This is a genomic window from Streptomyces sp. NBC_01176, assembly GCF_045039825.1.
Lineage (GTDB): Bacteria > Actinomycetota > Actinomycetes > Streptomycetales > Streptomycetaceae > Streptomyces.
In genome coordinates, this window is record NZ_CP108600.1 from 7,285,377 (window position 1) to 7,302,228 (window position 16,852).

Below are 16,852 nucleotides of genomic sequence, written 5' to 3' on the forward strand. Positions count from 1 at the left end.
GGGCCTATGGCGGTCCTCGTCGCGCTCGGCGCGTTCCTGATGACGCTGGCCGGCGGCTGGACGGCGCAGCGGGTGACCGACCGCCGTCATCTGGTGCTCGGTCTGGCCGGTGGGCTGATGCTGGGCGTGGTCGGCCTGGACCTGCTGCCGGAGGCGCTGCGCACGGCGGGCGACGAGGTCTTCGGCGTACCGGCCGCGCTGCTGCTGTTCGTCGCCGGGTTCCTCCTCGCCCATCTGGTGGAACGGCTGCTGGCGGCCCGGCAGGCCGCGCACGGCGGCGAGGAGTGCACCGGCCGGGCGCCGGAGGTGGGCCTGACGGCCGCCGCCGCGATGGTCGGCCACAGCGCCATGGACGGCGTCGCGATCGGCGCCGCCTTCCAGGTGGGCGGCGGCATGGGCCTGGCGGTCGCCCTCGCGGTGGTCGCGCACGACTTCGCGGACGGCTTCAACACCTACACGATCACCAGCCTGTACGGGAACGCGCGCCGCAAGGCGATCACGATGCTGGTCGCCGATGCGGCGGCCCCGGTCGTCGGCGCCGCCTCCACGCTCTTCTTCACCATCCCGGTGGACCTGCTCGGCGGCTATCTCGGCCTCTTCGGCGGCGTGCTGCTGTACCTCGCCGCCGCCGAGATCCTGCCCGAGGCGCACCACGAGCACCCGGCCCGCTCGACCCTGCTGTTCACGGTCGGCGGCGCGGCGTTCATCTGGCTGGTGGTGGGCCTCGCCGGAACCGGATGATCTCTCGTGGCTCACAGCTTCCCGCCGCGTCCGCCGTCCCGCCGGGCGGGCGCGATGAGCGTGGAGAGGTACGGCAGCGGCTCGCCGTCGAGGTCGGCCGCGGGCCGGATGGACTCGTCCTCCAGGCCGAGCGCCGAACCCCACACGGCGTCGTCGATCCGCCCGGTCTCCCGCAGCGCCCGGGCGACCTCGTGCGCCTGCCGTCCGAACTTGTAGGCGACGACCGTGCCGGGACCGCTCAGGGCGTCCTTGAGCACGGCGGCCCCGGCCGTCACCGGTACCAGGGTGAGCGGCTCGGTCCCCTCCGTGAGCACGGCCCCCGAGCGGGCGGCGAGGTCCTGCATGGCGGTGATGCCGGGCACGGTCTCGATCTCCGTCCCGGGTACGAGCGCGCCGATGGTGTGCGCGAGGTAGGTGAAGGTCGAGTACACGTTGGGGTCGCCGATGGTCGCGAAGGCGACGGTCGTGTGCCGCGCCAGCAGCTCCGCGACCCGCGTGCCCGCGGCGTCCCAGGCGGCCTCGCGGCGCGTCCGGTCGGTCCGCTCGTTGAGCGCGAACACGATCCGCAGGACCTTCTCCGCGGGCACGTAGTGCAGCACGGTCGCCTCGGCGCGGCCGCGTTCCCCGGTGTCCATGACGGGCACCACGACGACCTCGGCGGCACGCAGCGCGTTGACGCCCTTGACGGTCACCAGCTCCGGGTCTCCGGGGCCGACGCCGACCCCGATCAGCTTGCTGCTCATGACGTCAGGCACCTCTCCACGAACCGACGGGCGACACCGGGTCCGGACGCCCAGTGCGTGTGCAGATAACTCGCGTGCACACCTTGTTGTACGAAACCCTCGACGCGCGGTCGGGGGGCGCGCACCCCCCAGGCGGGAGCCGCCCCGGCGCCGGGCTCCACCACCGTCCGGTGGAACTCGTGCCCGCGCATCCGGGTACCGGCCGCGGCGAGGGCGCTGTCGGAGACGGCGACCGCGTCCCGGTAGCCCAGGGTGAGCCGTTCGTCCATCCGGGCGGTGGTGTCGAGCACCCCGCACATCGGCTGTCCGTCGAGCTCGCGCGAGAGATACAGCAGTCCGGCACACTCGGCGGCGACGGGCGCCCCGCCGAACGCCAGCTCGGCCACGGCCTTGCGCAACGGCTCGTTGGCGGACAACTCGGGCGCGTACACCTCCGGAAACCCGCCGCCGATGACCAACCCGCCGGTCCCTTCGGGCAGTTGCTCGTCCCGCAAGGGGTCGAAGACGACGACCTCGGCCCCCGCGGCGACGAGCAGCTCGGCATGCTCGGCGTAGGAGAAGGTGAAGGCGGGTCCTCCGGCGACAGCGACGCGCGGTGCCGGACGCGGGCCTGTCCCACGCTCTCCCGTCCCGGCCGGCGTCCGCTCCTGCGGCCCGTCCGGCGTCCGAGGGGACACGGACACGACGGCCTCGGCCGCGTCCCACGCCGCACCGGACGACTCACCCGCACCACGCGCCAACGCGAACAACGCGTCCAGATCGCACCCGCGCCGCACCTGCGCGGCCATCGCCGCCACGGCGTCCACGGCGTCCGCGCGCCGCTCCGCGACGGGCACCAGCCCCAGGTGCCGGGAAGGCGTGTCCACCTGCGGTGCACGCCGCAGGGCGCCGAGCACCGGCACCCCCGACGCGTCCAGCGCCTCCCGCAGCATCTCCTCGTGCCGGTCGGACCCCACCTTGTTGAGGATCACCCCCGCGACCCGCACCTCGGGATCCCAGGAGGCGAACCCGTGCACCAGCGCCGCCACGGACCGCGACTGCGACGAGGCGTCGACCACCAGCACCACCGGCGCCCGCAGCAGCTTCGCCACCTGCGCCGTGGACGCCAGGTCCCCCTGGCCGGCCGCCCCGTCGTAGAGCCCCATCACGCCCTCGACGACGGCGAGATCGCACCCCCGCGCCCCGTGCGCGAACAGCGGCGCGATCAACTCGGTGCCGCACAGGTACGCGTCGAGGTTCCGCCCCGCACGCCCGGTCGCGAGCGCGTGGTACCCGGGGTCGATGTAGTCGGGCCCCACCTTGTGCGGGGACACGGCGAGCCCCCGCGCGGCGAAGGCCGCCATCAACCCCGTGGCGACGGTGGTCTTGCCGCTGCCCGAGGAGGGCGCGGCGATGACCAGCCGGGGGACGGACGTCACCACTCGATGCCCCTCTGGCCCTTCTGGCCGGCGTCCATCGGATGCTTGACCTTCGACATGTCGGTGACGAGATCGGCGGCCCCGACCAGCTTCTCGGGGGCGTTGCGTCCGGTGATCACGACATGCTGGGTCCCGGGCCGCTCGCGCAGCACGGCGACCACCTCGTCCACGTCCACCCACCCCCAGTGCATGGGGTAGGCGAACTCGTCGAGGACGTACAGCCGGTACGTCTCGGCCGCGAGGTCCCGCTTGACCTGCTCCCAGCCCTCGCGGGCCTTCTCCTCGTTGTCCATCTGAGAGTCGCGCTGCACCCAGGACCAGCCCTCGCCCATCTTGTGCCAGTCGACGGACCCGCCCTCACCGCTGGCGCCCAGCACCCGCAGCGCGTTCTCCTCGCCGACCTTCCACTTCGCCGACTTGACGAACTGGAACACCCCGATGGGCCACCCCTGGTTCCAGGCGCGCAGCGCGAGCCCGAAGGCGGCGGTGGACTTCCCCTTGCCCACGCCCGTGTGCACCACGAGCAGCGGCCGGTTGCGCCGCTGACGAGTCGTCAGTCCGTCGTCCGGTACGACACTCGGCTGCCCCTGCGGCATTACGCGGCCCTCCTCGAAGTTCCCTGCACGTCCCGCACGAGCCCGGCGATGGAATCGGCGCGCAGCTCGTCCAGCGTCACCGCCGTCCCGCCCAGTTCGTCCGCGAGCCGCCCCGCGAGCCCGAGCCGTACCGGCCCCGCCTCGCAGTCGACGACCACGGAGGCGAGCTGCCCGGCCGCGAACAGCCGCGCCGCGCGCCCCGCGAGCGCGACCGGTTCGGGGCCGCCCGTGGCCCGTCCGTCGGTCACCACGACGACCAGGGGCCGGCGCGCCGCGTCCCGCAGCCGCTCGATCCGCAGCACCTCGTGCGCGCGCAGCAGCCCGGCCGCGAGCGGCGTCCGGCCGCCCGTGGGCAGTGACTCCAGCCGCGCGGCGGCCGCGTCCACCGAGGAGGTGGGCGGCAGCGCGACCTCGGCGGCGGAGCCGCGGAAGGTCACCAGGCCCACCTTGTCCCGCCGCTGGTAGGCGTCGAGCAGCAGCGACAGCACCGCACCCTTCACGGCGCCCATCCGCTGCCGCGCCGCCATCGACCCGGAGGCGTCCACCACGAACAGCACGAGGTTGCCCTCCCGCCCCTCACGGGTGGCCTGGCGCAGATCGTCCCGGCGTACGACCAGACCGGGACCCGAGCGTCCGCGCGCCCGCTGGTGCGGCGCCGCCGCCCGCACGGTCGCCGCCAGATGCAGCTTGGTGAGCGTGCCGCGGGGCCGCCGCGAGCCGGTCGTCCGGCCGTGCTCGGTCCGCGCCCGGGAACGCCGGCCCGCGGCGCCCTCGCCGAGACCGGGCACGCTCAGCACCTTCGTGCGAAAGGGTTCGGCGGCCCGCACCGGGGACTGCTCGCCGGCGCCCTGCGCGCCCGGCGCCCGTCCGTCCTGCGAGGGCTCGCCCTGCGCCGGGACGTCACCGGTGGGCGCGTCGCCCTCCGGCCCGTCCTGCGGCGGCTGCCCGCCCCCGCCGGGACCGTCCGGGTCGGGGTCGGGGTCCGTGTCCGGGTCGGGTCGCGGATCGTCGTCGGAACCGCCGAACTCCTCCAGCGTCTCGTCGAGTTTGTCCTCGTCGAGCCCCGGAGCGTCGAAGGGGTTGCGCCGGCGCCGGTGCGGCAGCGCGAGCAGCGCCGCCTGCCGCACGTCCTCGGGCAGCACCTCGGTGCGCCCCGCCCAGGCGGCCAGCGCGGTCGCGGTCCGGGCCATCACGATGTCGGCCCGCATGCCGTCCACCTCGAACGCGGCACAGGTCGCCGCGATCTGCCGCAGCGCCGCGTCGCCGAGCCGCACCGACGGCAACAGCCCGCGCGCCGCCGCGATCCGGGCCCGTACCGCGGACTCCTCGTCGGCCCACCGCGCGGCGAAACCGTCCGGGTCGTCGTCGTAGGCGAGCCTGCGCCGGACGACCTCGACCCGCTGGTCGGGCTCCCGGGAGGCCGCGACCTCGACGGTCAGCCCGAACCGGTCGAGCAACTGCGGCCGCAGCTCGCCCTCTTCGGGGTTCATGGTGCCGACGAGCAGGAAGCGGGCCGCGTGCCGTACGGAGACGCCCTCCCGCTCGACGTACGAGGCACCCATCGCCGCCGCGTCCAGCAGCAGGTCGACCAGGTGGTCGTGGAGGAGGTTGACCTCGTCCACGTACAGGATCCCGCGGTGCGCGTCGGCCAGCAGGCCCGGCTCGAAGGCCTTCACGCCCTCCGCGAGCGCCCGCTCGATGTCGAGCGCGCCGACGAGCCGGTCCTCGGAGGCACCGACGGGCAGCTCGACCGTACGGGCCGCACGCGACACGTACGGGCCGCCGTCGTGCGGCCCGTCCGGGCACGCGGGGTCCGGCGCGTCCGGATCGCACGAGAAACGGCACCCGGCGACGACGTCCACCTCCGGCATGAGCACGGAGAGCGCGCGCACGGCCGTGGACTTGGCGGTGCCCTTCTCACCGCGGACCAGCACACCGCCCACCGCCGGTGAGACGGCGTTCAGCAGCAGCGCGAGCCGCAGGTCGTCCTGGCCGACCACGGCCGTGAACGGGAACGGGGTACTCACTGGTCGTCGCCCTCCAAGTCGCCTTCGAGCTCCAGATAGGTGGCGCGCAGCCGCTCCAGGGTGTCCGCGTCCGGCTCGGCCCACAGCCCCCGGTCGGCGGCCTCCAGGAGCCGTTCGGTGATCCCGCGCAGCGCCCATGGGTTGGACTTCTTCATGAAGTCCTGGTTCTCCGCGTCGAAGACGTACTCCGCGCTGAGCTTCTCGTACATCCAGTCGTCCACGACCCCGGCCGTGGCGTCGTAGCCGAAGAGGTAGTCGACGGTCGCCGCCATCTCGAAGGCCCCCTTGTAGCCGTGCCGGCGCATCGCCGCCATCCAGCGCGGGTTGACCACCCGGGCGCGGAAGACACGGTGCGTCTCCTCCCCGAGGGTGCGGGTCCTCACCTGGTCGGGCACGGCCGAGTCGCCGACGTACGCCTCCGGGCTCGCGCCCGTCAGATGGCGCACCATGGCCACCATGCCGCCGTGGTACTGGAAGTAGTCGTCGGCGTCGACGAGGTCGTGCTCGCGGGTGTCGACGTTCTTCGCCGCCACGGCGATGCGCCGGAACGCGGTCTCCATGTCGCCGCGCGCCGCCCGGCCGTCCAGGCCGCGCCCGTAGGCGTAGCCGCCCCACACCGCGTACACCTCGGCGAGGTCCGCGTCGGAGCGCCAGTTGCGGGCGTCGATCAGCGGCAGCAGACCGGCCCCGTAGGCACCAGGCTTGGAGCCGAAGATGCGCGAGGTGGCGCGCCGCCGGTCGCCGTGCTCGGCGGTGTCCTCGTCGGCGTGCGCGCGGACGTAGTTGAGGTCGGCCGGCTCGTCCAGGTCCGCCACCGCCCGCACCGCGTCGTCGATGAGGCCGACCACGTGCGGGAACGCGTCCCGGAAGAAGCCGGAGATGCGCACCGTGACGTCGATCCGCGGGCGGCCCAGCTCCTCGGCGGAGACGATCTCGAAACCGGTCACCCGGCGCGAGGCGTCGTCCCAGACCGGGCGGCAGCCCAGCAGCGCCAGGATCTCCGCGATGTCGTCGCCCTGGGTGCGCATCGCGGACGTGCCCCAGACCGTCAGACCGACGGACTTCGGGTACGCGCCGGTGTCCTGCAGATACCGCTGCACCAGCGAGTCGGCGAGCGACTGCCCGACCTCCCAACTGAGCCTGGAAGGAATCGCCTTGGGGTCGACCGAGTAGAAGTTGCGGCCGGTCGGCAGGACGTTCACCAGCCCGCGGGTCGGCGAGCCCGACGGACCGGCCGGGACGTAACCGCCGTCCAGGGCCCGCAGGATGTGGGTGATCTCGTCCGTCGTCCGGGCCAGACGCGGCACGACCTCGCGACAGGCGAACTTCAGCACCGCGACGGCGTCCGGGAGTTCGGTGCCCAGCACCTCGCGCACCAGGGCGGGCACGGCCGCGCCGTCCCAGCCGCGTTCCTCCATGCCCTCGGCCGCGCGGCGGCACAGCTGCTCCAGCAGGTCGATCGCGTCGGCGCCCGTCCGTGCCGGGCCCCCGACGAGGTCCGTCAGTTCCGCCGGAACCTTCACCGGCGCCCCGGGCTCGCCCAGCAACTCCTTCTCGGACAGGCCGAAGTGTTCGGCGAGAGCGGCCCGCAGACCCGGCAGCGCGTTGGCGGCGCCGCCCCACACCTGGGAGGCGCGCAGCACGGCCAGGACCAGGTTGACGCGCGGCTCGGCCTCCGGGCCGCCGCCCAGGATGTGCAGACCGTCCCTGATCTGCACGTCCTTGATCTCGCAGAGATAGCCGTCGATGTGCATCACGAACGCGTCGAAGTCGCCGTCGTCCGGCTGGTCGTCGACGTGCAGGTCGTGGTGGAGCTCGGCCGCCTTGACGAGGGTCCAGATCTGCGCGCGGACCGCCGGGGCCTTCGTCGGGTCCAGGTCGGAGACGAGGGCGTACTCGTCGAGGAGCTGCTCCAGCTTCGCGAGGTCGCCGTAGGTGTCGGCGCGCGCCATCGGCGGCACCAGGTGGTCGACGACGGTGGCGTGCCCGCGCCGCTTGGCCTGGGTGCCCTCGCCCGGGTCGTTGACGATGAAGGGGTAGACGAGCGGGAGTTCACCGAGCACCGCGTCGGGCGCGCAGCCGCCGCTGAGCCCGAGTCCCTTGCCGGGCAGCCACTCCATCGTGCCGTGCTTGCCCATGTGCACGACGGCGTCCGCGCCGAAACTGTTCTCCAGCCAGCGGTAGGCCGCCATGTAGTGGTGCGACGGCGGCATGTCCGGGTCGTGGTAGATCGCGATCGGGTTCTCGCCGAAGCCGCGGGGCGGCTGGATCATCACGACGACGTTCCCGAACCGCAGGGACGCCAGCACGATGTCGTCGCCGTCCACGTACAGGTTGCCCGGCGGCTCGCCCCACGCCTCCAGCATGCCGCCCCGAAGCCCGGGGTCGAGCCGGTCGAACCACGCGCGGTAGTCGGCGAGCGGCACCCGCGCCGGTGCGGCGGCCAGCTGCTCCTCCGTGAGCCATTCGACGTCATGGCCACCGGCGGCGATGAGACGGTGGATCAACTCGTCGCCGTTGTCGGGGTAGTCGGTGAGGGTGTACCCGGCGTCCCGCAGCGCGTCCAGCACCCGTACGGCCGAGGCGGGTGTGTCGAGGCCCACCGCGTTGCCGACCCGTGAGTGCTTGGTCGGGTACGCGGTGAAGACGAGCGCGAGCTTCTTCTCCGCGTTCGGCTTGTGCCTCAACCGCGCGTGCCGTACGGCGATTCCGGCGACGCGCGCGGACCGCTCGGGATCGGCCACGTACACCGGGACCTCGTCGGGGCCCTGTTCCTTGAAGGAGAACGGCACGGTGATGAGCCGCCCGTCGAACTCAGGGATGGCGACCTGCATCGCCGCGTCCATGGGGGAGAGGGCGGCGTCCGACTCCTCCCAGGCCCGCTTCGACGAGGTCAGGCAGAGCCCTTGCAGCACGGGGACGTCGAGGTCGGCGAGCGCGCCGATGTCCCAGGCCTCGTCGTCGCCGCCCGCGGACGCCTCCGAGGCGTGCGTGCCGCCCGCCGCGAGCACGGTGGCGACCAGCGTGTCGGCTCTGCCGAGGATCTCGTACAGGCCGCTGTCGGCGCCGCGCAGTGAACCGCAGTACACGGCAAGGGCGTTGGCGCCGCGTGCCTCGACCGCGTCGCACAGCGTGTCGACGAAGGCCGTGTTGCCGGCCAGTTGGTGGGCGCGGTAGAAGAGCACACCGACGGTCGGGCGGCCCTCGACGAAGGGGCGCTCGCCGTGGACGCCGTACTCGGGCATCCTGCGCGGCTCCTCGAAGCCCTCGCCGGTGAGCAGCACGGTGTCGGAGAGGAACCGGGCCAGCTCGGTGAGGTTCTCGGGACCGCCCTCGACCAGATAGCGCAGCGCCTCGGCCACCACACCGGCCGGCACCGACGACTCGGCCATCAGCTCGGCGTCGGGGACGGTCTCGCCGCCGAGGAGGACGGTCGGGACAGCGGACGCCTTGAGGACGGCGAGCCCGTCCTCCCAGGCACGCTTGCCGCCCAGCAGCCGGACGACGGCGACGTCCGCGCCCTCGACGAGCCGGGGGAGCTCCTCGCCCACCTCCACCCGGGTCGGGTTGCCGATCCGGTACGAGGCGCCGGAGGCCCGGGCCGCCAGCAGATCGGTGTCGGCGGTCGACAACAACAACACTGTGCTCATGCGGGCGCTCCCGGTGGAATGAAAGGCAGTCCTTGCGGCGCGCCCGACTCGATGAGCCGCCACAGCGCGTCCGTGTCCGCGTGTTCCTCGATCAGATCGCCGAGCCGGTCGAGCTGCTCCTCGCGCAGCGCCCCGAACGACGTGTCGGCGGCCGGTACGAAGCGGCGGCCCGCGGCGGCCGCCACCTCGCGCAGAAAGGCACGCCGGAAGCCGTCCGACTCCAGCGAGCCGTGCCAGTGGGTGCCCCAGACGGCACCCACGCGGCACCCGTCCAAGAAGGGCTCGCCACCGGTCACTTCGGCGACGCCGTGATGGATCTCGTACCCCTCGACGTGTTCGCCGAGCGCCTCGCCGGCCGGGCGGCCGAGGGTCTTCTCGCGCGCGAACCGCACGCGGACGGGGAGGAGTCCGAGCCCGTCGACCTGGCCGGCCCGCGACTCGACCTCGTCCTCGATGTGGTCCCCGAGGAGCTGGAAGCCGCCGCAGATCCCCAGCACCGGGCGGCCCTCGGCGGCCCGCCGGGCGAGCGCGTCCGCGAGGCCCCGCTCGCGCAGCCACGCCAGCGCCTTCACGGTGCCCCGGGTCCCGGGCACGACGACCAGGTCGGCGTCGGCCAGTTCCGCGGCCCGGTCCACGAACCGCACGACGACGCCGGGTTCGGCGGCCAGCGCGTCCACGTCCGTGAAGTTGGACATCAGCGGGACCGCGCAGACGGCGACGCGCAGGACGTCCTCGCCGGCGGGTTCGGCGACCGCCGACTCCCGCACGGCACCGCGCAGCGACACACGCAGGCCGTCCTCCTCGTCGATCCCGAGGCCGTGCCGGAAGGGCAGGACTCCGTACGTACGGCGTCCGGTGAGGTCCTTCAACATGTCGAGCCCGGGTTCCAGCAGGGACACGTCGCCACGGAACTTGTTGACCAGGAACCCGGCGACGAACTCCTGGTCCTCGCGGGACAGCAGCGCGACCGTCCCGAAGAACGAGGCGAACACGCCTCCGCGGTCGATGTCGCCGACGACGAGCACGGGCAGCCGCGCGTTGCGCGCGATCCCCATGTTCACGATGTCGGTGCGCCGCAGATTGATCTCGGCAGGACTGCCGGCCCCCTCACAGATCACCGCGTCATACGTGCCCCGCAACTCGGCGAGGCAGTCCAGCACGGTGCCCAGGAGCTGTTGCTGCCGGCCGCCGTGGTAGCCGCGGGCGCTCATCTCGCCCACCGGCCTGCCCATGAGCACGACCTGACTGCTCCGGTCGCTGCCCGGCTTGAGCAGGACGGGGTTCATGAGCGCGGTCGGTTCCACCTGGGCGGCCTGCGCCTGCATGGCCTGCGCGCGCCCGATCTCCGCGCCCTCGCGGGTCACGAAGGAGTTCAGGGACATGTTCTGCGCCTTGAAGGGCGCGACCTTGACGCCCTGCCGCACCAGCCACCGGCAGATCCCGGCGGTCACGACGCTCTTGCCGGCGTCGGAGGTGGTCCCGGCGACGAGGAGACCGCCACTCATGTCGTACGCCCCTTCGTGAGAGGTCCCTTGGTGAGCAGCCGTCCGGCCAGCAGTCGTCCCGCGGCGCTCACGCCGAGGGCGAGCCAGCCGACGCGCCGCGACAGCCGTACGGCCCGTTCGATGTCGCCGACGCGCACGGCACGCCCACCGTCGTTGAGGACGGGCCGGTGCTCGACGCGGCCGGCGTACGAGAGGGTCCCGCCGAGCCGCACCCCGAGCGATCCGGCGAACGAGGCCTCCACGGGCCCGGCGTTGGGGCTCGGGTGCCGGCGGGCGTCGGTGCGCCAGGCGCGCGCCGCCCCGCGCGGGTCGTCGCCGGCGACGGTGGCGAGCGCCGCGGTCAGCCGTGCTCCCGGCCAGCCCGCGACGTCGTCGAGGCGGGCGGAGGCCCAGCCGTAGCGCAGGTACCTGGCGGATCTGTGCCCGACCATGGCGTCGAGCGTGTTCACGGCGCGGAACGCGACCAGTGCGGGCACACCGCCGACCGCTCCCCACACCAGGGCGCCCACCACGGCGTCGGAGGTGTTCTCGGCGACGGACTCGACGACGGCGCGCGCGATGCCGTCGCGGTCCAGTGCCTGGGGGTCGCGTCCGCACAGGTGCGGCAGCCGCGCGCGGGCGGCCCCGACGTCACCGGCGTCGAGCGCGGCCCCGATGGCCCGCGCCTCGCGCCCGAGGGAGGTGCCCCCGAGGACGGCCCAAGTGGCCGCGGCGGTCAGGGCGATGGAGGCGGGACGGGAACGACGTACGCAACGGCTCGCGAGCGCGGCGAGCGCGCCGGCGCCCCCGACGCAGACGGCTGTGTGCAGCGCTCCCCATCCGCGGTGGTCCCGCCACAGCATCCGCTCCACGGCTGCCGCGGTCCGCCCGAACGCGGCGACCGGATGACCCCGGTGGGGATCGCCGAGCAGCAGGTCGCCGAGAAGGCCGGTGGCGGCGCCGTACGCGAAGACGCGATCGGCACGCACGGGGTCAGCCCGCCGTGGGGTGAAGTGGAACCCTCGTACTCATCAAGACCCGCAACGGGCAGCCGCGCATGGCGATATGTCCTCACTCAGGGTGTCCGCGCCCTGGTTCGACGAGACCGGCGGTGAGAGTTCCTGGCTCCCGGGGAGTTCCTTCCCCGGTCACAGTGGCGGGACCGCGCCGGATTCACACCGGCTTCCTCTTCTGTCGCCGTACTTGGCTCCGGCAGTCCACCACGGGTTGCAGGACCCGTCAACTTGCCGTTGACCTGCGAGGGGAGAGTGTGCGAAGGCCCACATGGCGCGGGGCGGGGGTGGACGTGCGCGTGGGGTGCGGGACGGCATACGCGTGGGGTGCGGGACGGCGATCCGTCCCGCACCCCACGTGAAGTGATGCCCGTTTCAGGCTGTTTGCCGGGGCACGGTCACCCGTGCGCGGTCACTTGCCGACGATGAGGAAGATCCCGTACGCCACCGCCGCCGCGCACGCGGCGAAGCAGATGTACGCGCCGGTGACCGCGAGAGCGGCCGAACCGCCCTGGGCGGACGCGGACTCGCGCTTGGTGAGACCGACGATGCCGAGGGTGAAGAGGCCGACGAGGGCCACGGTGACCACGAGGCTGACTCCGAAGACGGAGCCGAGGGCTGCCCAGTCGATGTTCATGCTGTTCTGTCCTTACACCGTGGCCGGGCGGGTGGGCTCCGCGTCCGGGGACGGGATGGTGGTCTTCAGTTCACCGGACAGGTCTCCGGTGACGGGGCCCGCGGGGGGCGGGGTGACCGCGGCCATCGCGGTGGTGACGATGCCGGCCGGCTCGGCGGCGGCCTCGTTGACGTTGTCGACGGTGACCGGCTGACGGCGGGACAGCCTCCAGATGACGCCGGCGCCGACGACCAGCAGCGCGCCGGTGAGCACGATGCCCCAGGTGCCCTGCTTGGTCAGGAACTCGGCGGCGGCACCGGCCAGACCGGCGGCCGGCAGGGTCAGGCCCCAGGCGACGAACATCCGGGTCGCGGTCGACCAGCGGACGACACCGCCCTTGCGGCCGAGGCCCGAGCCCATCACGGCACCCGAGCAGACCTGGGTGGTGGAGAGGGAGAAGCCGATGTGCGAGGAGGCCAGGATGGCCGTCGCGGCGCTGGTCTGGGCGGCGAAGCCCTGCTGCGGCGCGAGGTCGGTCAGACCCTTGCCCATCGTGCGGATGATGCGCCAGCCGCCCAGGTAGGTGCCGAGCGCGATGGCGGTACCGGCCGAGACGATGACCCAGGTGGGAGGGTTCGAGCCGGGGGCGATCACACCACCGGTGACCAGGGCGAGGGTGATGATGCCCATCGTCTTCTGCGCGTCGTTCGTGCCGTGCGCCAGCGAGACCAGGCCGGCCGAGGCGATCTGGCCGGCGCGGTAGCCCTTGGCGGTCGCCTTCTGGTCGGCGCGGTCGCCGATCCGGTACGTCAGCCGGGTGGCGAGCATCGCGGCGAGTCCGGCCACGATGGGCGCGGCGACCGCGGGGAGCAGCACCTTGGTGACGACGGTCGAGCCGTTCACCGACGACCAGCCGGCCGACATGACCGCGGCGCCGATCAGGCCGCCGAACAGTGCGTGGGAGGAGCTGGAGGGCAGACCCAGGAGCCAGGTCAGCAGATTCCAGAGGATGGCGCCGACGAGCGCCGCGAAGATCACTTCGGTGCGTATGCCCTCTTCGTTGATGAGACCGCCGGAGATCGTCTTGGCGACCTCCACGGAGAGGAACGCACCGACGAGATTCAGCACGGCGGACATGGCCACCGCCGTCTTGGGCTTCAGAGCGCCGGTCGAGATGGTCGTCGCCATCGCGTTGGCAGTGTCGTGGAAACCGTTCGTGAAATCGAACACGAGAGCGGTGACGATCACGATTCCGAGGAGGAGCGTGATGTGTTCCATTTACCCAGGCTTCTGTTTGACGTCAGTGGCAGGTGGACCGTAGGCAACCTGAGTGAACGGAAGATGAACTGAGGCGGGCTTAGGGGTGTATCGAACCACGGATCGCCCCTCCGCTTGCGCCGGTGTGGTTGGCGGAGGGGTGGCCCGTGGTTCGAACGAAGGCGGAATATCGGGCTCCGCTAGCCCTTCGCGAGCCTTTTCAGCCGGGCCATGGATCCGTGGAAGAGATTCTGGTCACCCGGCAGGGTCCCGTTGTTGTCGTACTGCCAGAACGTCCAGGACGACCAGCCGCCCGGCAGGGCGCCCGCGTCCGGGGTGTCGTAGCGGGCCAGCCAGAGGGGGTGGTCCGCGGCGAAGGCGCGGCTGTCCCCGGTGCAGGTGTCCCACCAGTGGGCGGTCGTGTAGATCACCGGACGGCGGCCCGTCTCCCGTTCCAGCTCGTCGCTGAAGTCCTGGATCCAGCCGACGAGTCCGGCCTTGCTCATGCCGTAACACTTGTGCTTGCTGTACGGGTTGTACTCGATGTCGAGCGCGGGCGGCAGGGTCCGGCCGTCGGCCTGCCAGTCGCCCCCGTTGTGGACGAAGTACTCGGCCTGGGTGGCGCCGGACGACTTGTCCGGCCGCGCGAAGTGGTAGGCGCCGCGGAGGATCCCCGCGTCGTACGCCCCGTTGTACTGCTGGTCGAAATAGGGGTTGCGGTAGGTGTGGGACTCGGTGGCCTTCACGTACACGAACCGGGCGCCCTTCGCCTTCGCGCCCTGCCAGTCGACGTTCTTCTGGTGCGAGGAGACGTCATGGCCTCTGGGCGCACCGGCCGCGGCGGCCGGTGTACCGGCGAGCGCGCTTCCGGTGGCGGCGAGCGCCGCCAGGGCGGCCGCGGCCACGAGGGCGCGGGCGCGGAACGGTTGGTGACCACGGGCCATGTTTCCCCCCGGAATGGCGTCGTGCACGGTAAATCCCCCAGAGGTTAGTGGAAGATCATTCAATACACGTCGATCACCAGCCAATAGCTTTAAAAGGGTGATGTGTCCTCATATGCACCCTTACGGACGTAGGTCTTCCGCCCTAAAGTGCCCTCGCCGCCACCCGGTTGACGTCCGTGCTGACAGGATCGCGGGCATGGCGGAGCAGCGGCGGGACGCGCGGGTCGGGCGGGACGTGGGGGAGGGCGCACGCGGTGCGCGGACGCGGGAGGTGGCCGAGGCGTGGGGCGAACTCGTCGCGACGGCCCGCCGGACGGTGGCCGACGGGCTGGTCGTCGGAACCTCGGGCAACGTCTCGGTGCGGGTCGGTGACACGGTCCTGGTCACACCGACCGGAGTGCCCTACGACCGGCTCACGCCCGACGACGCCGTCGGGGTCGACCTCGACGGCCGGCAGACCCTCGGTGTTCTCCGTCCGACCAGCGAACTGCCGATGCATCTGGCGGTCTACCGCGCCACCGAGGCGCGCGCCGTCGTCCACACCCACGCCGCGCACGCGACGGCGGTGTCGACGCTCGTGACCGAACTCCCCCTGATCCACTACATGGCGGGCGCTCTCGGCGGGCCTGTCCGTGTTGCACCTTATGCCGCATATGGAACCCCCGAGTTGGCCGAGAACATGCTTCAGGCGCTGACCCGGCGCACGGCCTGCCTCCTCCAGAACCACGGCACCCTCGCCCACGGCGACTCCCTGGACCGGGCGTACGACCGCACCGCGCAGTTGGAGTGGATGTCCCGCGTGTGGCTCCTGGCGTCGTCCGTGCCGGGACTGTCGCCCGCGCTGCTGTCGCGGGAACAGTTGGAGGAGGCGGGCGAGCGGCTGCGCGGGTACGGCCAGCCCGGCCCCGGCGCGAACGGTGTGTCGGTCCCGTGACGGTCCGGGACGGCAGGTCCGTCCCGTGACGGTCCGGGACGGCAGGTCCGTCCCAGCGACGGTCGGGGACGGCAGGTCCGTCCCAGCGACGGTCGCCGTGCGGCCGATCCCCTGCCCCGCGACCCGCGAGACCCCCCTCGCCGCCCCCGGAGGGCGGAGCCGCCGGTCCGCGCGCCCACTGGCCGACAACGGGATGCGCCGTGAGACTGAATCCGTGCGTACTGCCAAAGCGACGGCCGCGGCCGTCACCGTAGCCCTGGCCGCGAGCGCGGCCTCCGTGGCGGTGGGACGGTTCGCCAGCGACGCCGCGCTCAAGGCGCCGCCCGGCAGGCCCCTGCCCACCGAGCCGCGGCTCACCGTGCACGCCACGGCCCCGGGCCGGATCACGCTCACCCGCGCCCTGGCCTCCCGGCGACCGGGAACGTACGGACTGGCCGGCGACGGCTCGCACGCGGTCGTCGGCCCGGTCCTGGAGAACGCGCCCCACAGCGCCGACACGGTCGTACGCCGCCTCGAACGCGTCACCCACGGCACCCTGCGGCCCGGCGACCGGGTCTGGCTCACCCCGAACCTGTACGTCGGCAACCCGAGCACCGCACTCGGCCTCGAGCACGCCGACGTGGACGTGCCCGGAGAGCTCGGCCCGCTGCCCGCCTGGTTCGTGCCCGGCGTCCGCGACACCTGGGTGATCACCGTGCACGGCCTGGGTGCCACCCGGGAACTCCCGATGAACGTGATGGAGTTCCTGCACCGCAGCCGGCTCCCCGTCCTCGACCTCGCCTACCGGGGAGACGTCGGCGCGCCCCGTCCCCCGGACGGCCTCGGCCACCTCGGCGAGACCGAGTGGCGCGACCTGGACGCCGCGCTGCGTTACGCGATCCGCTACGGCGCCGCGCAGGTCGTCCTGTACGGCTGGTCCACCGGCGCCACCATGGCCCTGCGCACCGCCACCCACTCCGCCCTGCGGGACCGGATCGCCGGGCTGGTCCTGGACTCCCCCGTCCTCGACTGGGAAGCCACGCTGCGCGCCCTCGCCACCGCCCGCCACACCCCGAGAGCCCTGCTGCCGCTCGCGGTCCGGGCCGCCCAGGGCCGCACCGGACTGCACGGCGACCGCACCTGGCAGGCCGCCGACCCCGACCGGCTCAAGGTGCCGACGCTGGTGCTGCACGGCCCGGACGACGTCCTCGCCCCCTGGGGACCCTCGCGCCGTCTCGCCCGGCGCCGCCCGGACCTGGTCACCCTGCACACGGTCGCGCAGGCCCCGCACGGCGCCCTGTGGAACGCCGACCCCACCGAGTACGAAGAAGTCCTGCGCCGCTTCCTGACCCCCCTGATGTAGGGGACCGGCCCTACGCACGAGGCCCGGCGACCGCCGCACCGGCGCACAGCGCCGCTCCTCCCGCACGGCGGCCGGGAGCGCCGTGCC

13 protein-coding genes and 1 riboswitch are annotated in these 16,852 nt (G+C 73.1%); of the genes, 3 read left to right on the forward strand and 10 right to left on the reverse strand.

What is annotated here, in order from left to right:
• Positions 1-6 precede the first annotated feature (6 nt).
• Positions 7-741, forward strand: a complete 735-nt coding sequence (locus OG199_RS31550) for a ZIP family metal transporter (protein WP_356803727.1) — start codon at positions 7-9, stop codon at positions 739-741.
• Between the two features lie 11 nt (positions 742-752).
• On the opposite strand, the gene cobI is transcribed toward OG199_RS31550, so the two are convergent.
• The 10 genes from cobI to OG199_RS31600 form a co-directional block, all read right to left on the reverse strand.
• Positions 753-1,484 carry a precorrin-2 C(20)-methyltransferase gene (cobI, locus tag OG199_RS31555; protein WP_356803726.1) on the reverse strand — a complete coding sequence of 244 codons (732 nt, stop codon included), beginning with the start codon at positions 1,482-1,484 and terminating at the stop codon, positions 753-755.
• Positions 1,481-2,905: a cobyrinate a,c-diamide synthase gene (locus OG199_RS31560; protein WP_405832330.1), complete on the reverse strand. Its 1,425-nt coding sequence runs from the start codon at positions 2,903-2,905 to the stop codon at positions 1,481-1,483. Before OG199_RS31560 ends, cobI begins: the two co-directional genes overlap by 4 nt.
• A complete protein-coding gene (gene cobO / locus OG199_RS31565; RefSeq protein WP_266698192.1) occupies positions 2,899-3,498 on the reverse strand; it encodes a cob(I)yrinic acid a,c-diamide adenosyltransferase in 600 nt (199 codons plus the stop codon). The genes OG199_RS31560 and cobO overlap by 7 nt, the downstream gene beginning before the upstream one ends.
• Positions 3,498-5,525 (reverse strand): putative cobaltochelatase, encoded by a 2,028-nt coding sequence (locus OG199_RS31570; RefSeq protein WP_405832332.1) that lies wholly within the window; start codon positions 5,523-5,525, stop codon positions 3,498-3,500. Before OG199_RS31570 ends, cobO begins: the two co-directional genes overlap by 1 nt.
• Positions 5,522-9,175, reverse strand: a complete 3,654-nt coding sequence (gene cobN / locus OG199_RS31575) for a cobaltochelatase subunit CobN (protein WP_405832334.1) — start codon at positions 9,173-9,175, stop codon at positions 5,522-5,524. Before cobN ends, OG199_RS31570 begins: the two co-directional genes overlap by 4 nt.
• The gene (locus OG199_RS31580; protein WP_405832336.1) at positions 9,172-10,680 is read right to left on the reverse strand and encodes a cobyric acid synthase; all 1,509 of its coding nucleotides are present in this window, start codon (positions 10,678-10,680) and stop codon (positions 9,172-9,174) included. The genes cobN and OG199_RS31580 overlap by 4 nt, the downstream gene beginning before the upstream one ends.
• On the reverse strand, positions 10,677-11,648 hold the full coding sequence (locus OG199_RS31585) for a cobalamin biosynthesis protein (RefSeq protein WP_405832338.1): 972 nt from the start codon (positions 11,646-11,648) through the stop codon (positions 10,677-10,679). The genes OG199_RS31580 and OG199_RS31585 overlap by 4 nt, the downstream gene beginning before the upstream one ends.
• Positions 11,649-11,753: 105 nt before the next feature.
• A riboswitch (cobalamin riboswitch) is annotated at positions 11,754-11,897 on the reverse strand.
• A 187-nt stretch (positions 11,898-12,084) separates the two neighbouring features.
• A complete protein-coding gene (locus tag OG199_RS31590) occupies positions 12,085-12,309 on the reverse strand; it encodes a hypothetical protein (RefSeq protein ID WP_356801321.1) in 225 nt (74 codons plus the stop codon).
• Positions 12,310-12,321: 12 nt separating this feature from the next.
• Entirely contained in the window at positions 12,322-13,566 is a 1,245-nt protein-coding gene (locus OG199_RS31595; protein ID WP_356801319.1) for an inorganic phosphate transporter, read from the reverse strand.
• A 179-nt stretch (positions 13,567-13,745) separates the two neighbouring features.
• Complete coding sequence (locus OG199_RS31600; RefSeq protein WP_405832340.1) at positions 13,746-14,489, reverse strand: lysozyme; 744 nt, start codon at positions 14,487-14,489, stop codon at positions 13,746-13,748.
• Positions 14,490-14,685: 196 nt separating this feature from the next.
• Between OG199_RS31600 and OG199_RS31605 the strand changes: the two genes are divergently transcribed.
• Together OG199_RS31605 and OG199_RS31610 are read left to right on the forward strand one after the other, a co-directional pair.
• On the forward strand, positions 14,686-15,423 hold the full coding sequence (locus OG199_RS31605) for a class II aldolase/adducin family protein (protein ID WP_405832342.1): 738 nt from the start codon (positions 14,686-14,688) through the stop codon (positions 15,421-15,423).
• 214 nt (positions 15,424-15,637) lie between these two features.
• A complete protein-coding gene (locus OG199_RS31610; RefSeq protein ID WP_356801315.1) occupies positions 15,638-16,765 on the forward strand; it encodes an alpha/beta fold hydrolase in 1,128 nt (375 codons plus the stop codon).
• Positions 16,766-16,852 lie beyond the last annotated feature (87 nt).

Excerpts from the sequence above, each read along its gene's own strand:
- cobN (WP_405832334.1), bottom strand. The coding sequence starts at position 9,175 with ATGAGCACAGTGTTGTTGTTGTCGACCGCCGACACCGATCTGCTGGCG.
- OG199_RS31600 (WP_405832340.1), bottom strand. The coding sequence starts at position 14,489 with ATGGCCCGTGGTCACCAACCGTTCCGCGCCCGCGCCCTCGTGGCCGCG.
- cobO (WP_266698192.1), bottom strand. The coding sequence starts at position 3,498 with ATGCCGCAGGGGCAGCCGAGTGTCGTACCGGACGACGGACTGACGACT.
- OG199_RS31605 (WP_405832342.1), top strand. The coding sequence starts at position 14,686 with ATGGCGGAGCAGCGGCGGGACGCGCGGGTCGGGCGGGACGTGGGGGAG.
- OG199_RS31550 (WP_356803727.1), top strand. The coding sequence starts at position 7 with ATGGCGGTCCTCGTCGCGCTCGGCGCGTTCCTGATGACGCTGGCCGGC.
- OG199_RS31580 (WP_405832336.1), bottom strand. The coding sequence starts at position 10,680 with ATGAGTGGCGGTCTCCTCGTCGCCGGGACCACCTCCGACGCCGGCAAG.
- OG199_RS31595 (WP_356801319.1), bottom strand. The coding sequence starts at position 13,566 with ATGGAACACATCACGCTCCTCCTCGGAATCGTGATCGTCACCGCTCTC.
- cobI (WP_356803726.1), bottom strand. The coding sequence starts at position 1,484 with ATGAGCAGCAAGCTGATCGGGGTCGGCGTCGGCCCCGGAGACCCGGAG.
- OG199_RS31590 (WP_356801321.1), bottom strand. The coding sequence starts at position 12,309 with ATGAACATCGACTGGGCAGCCCTCGGCTCCGTCTTCGGAGTCAGCCTC.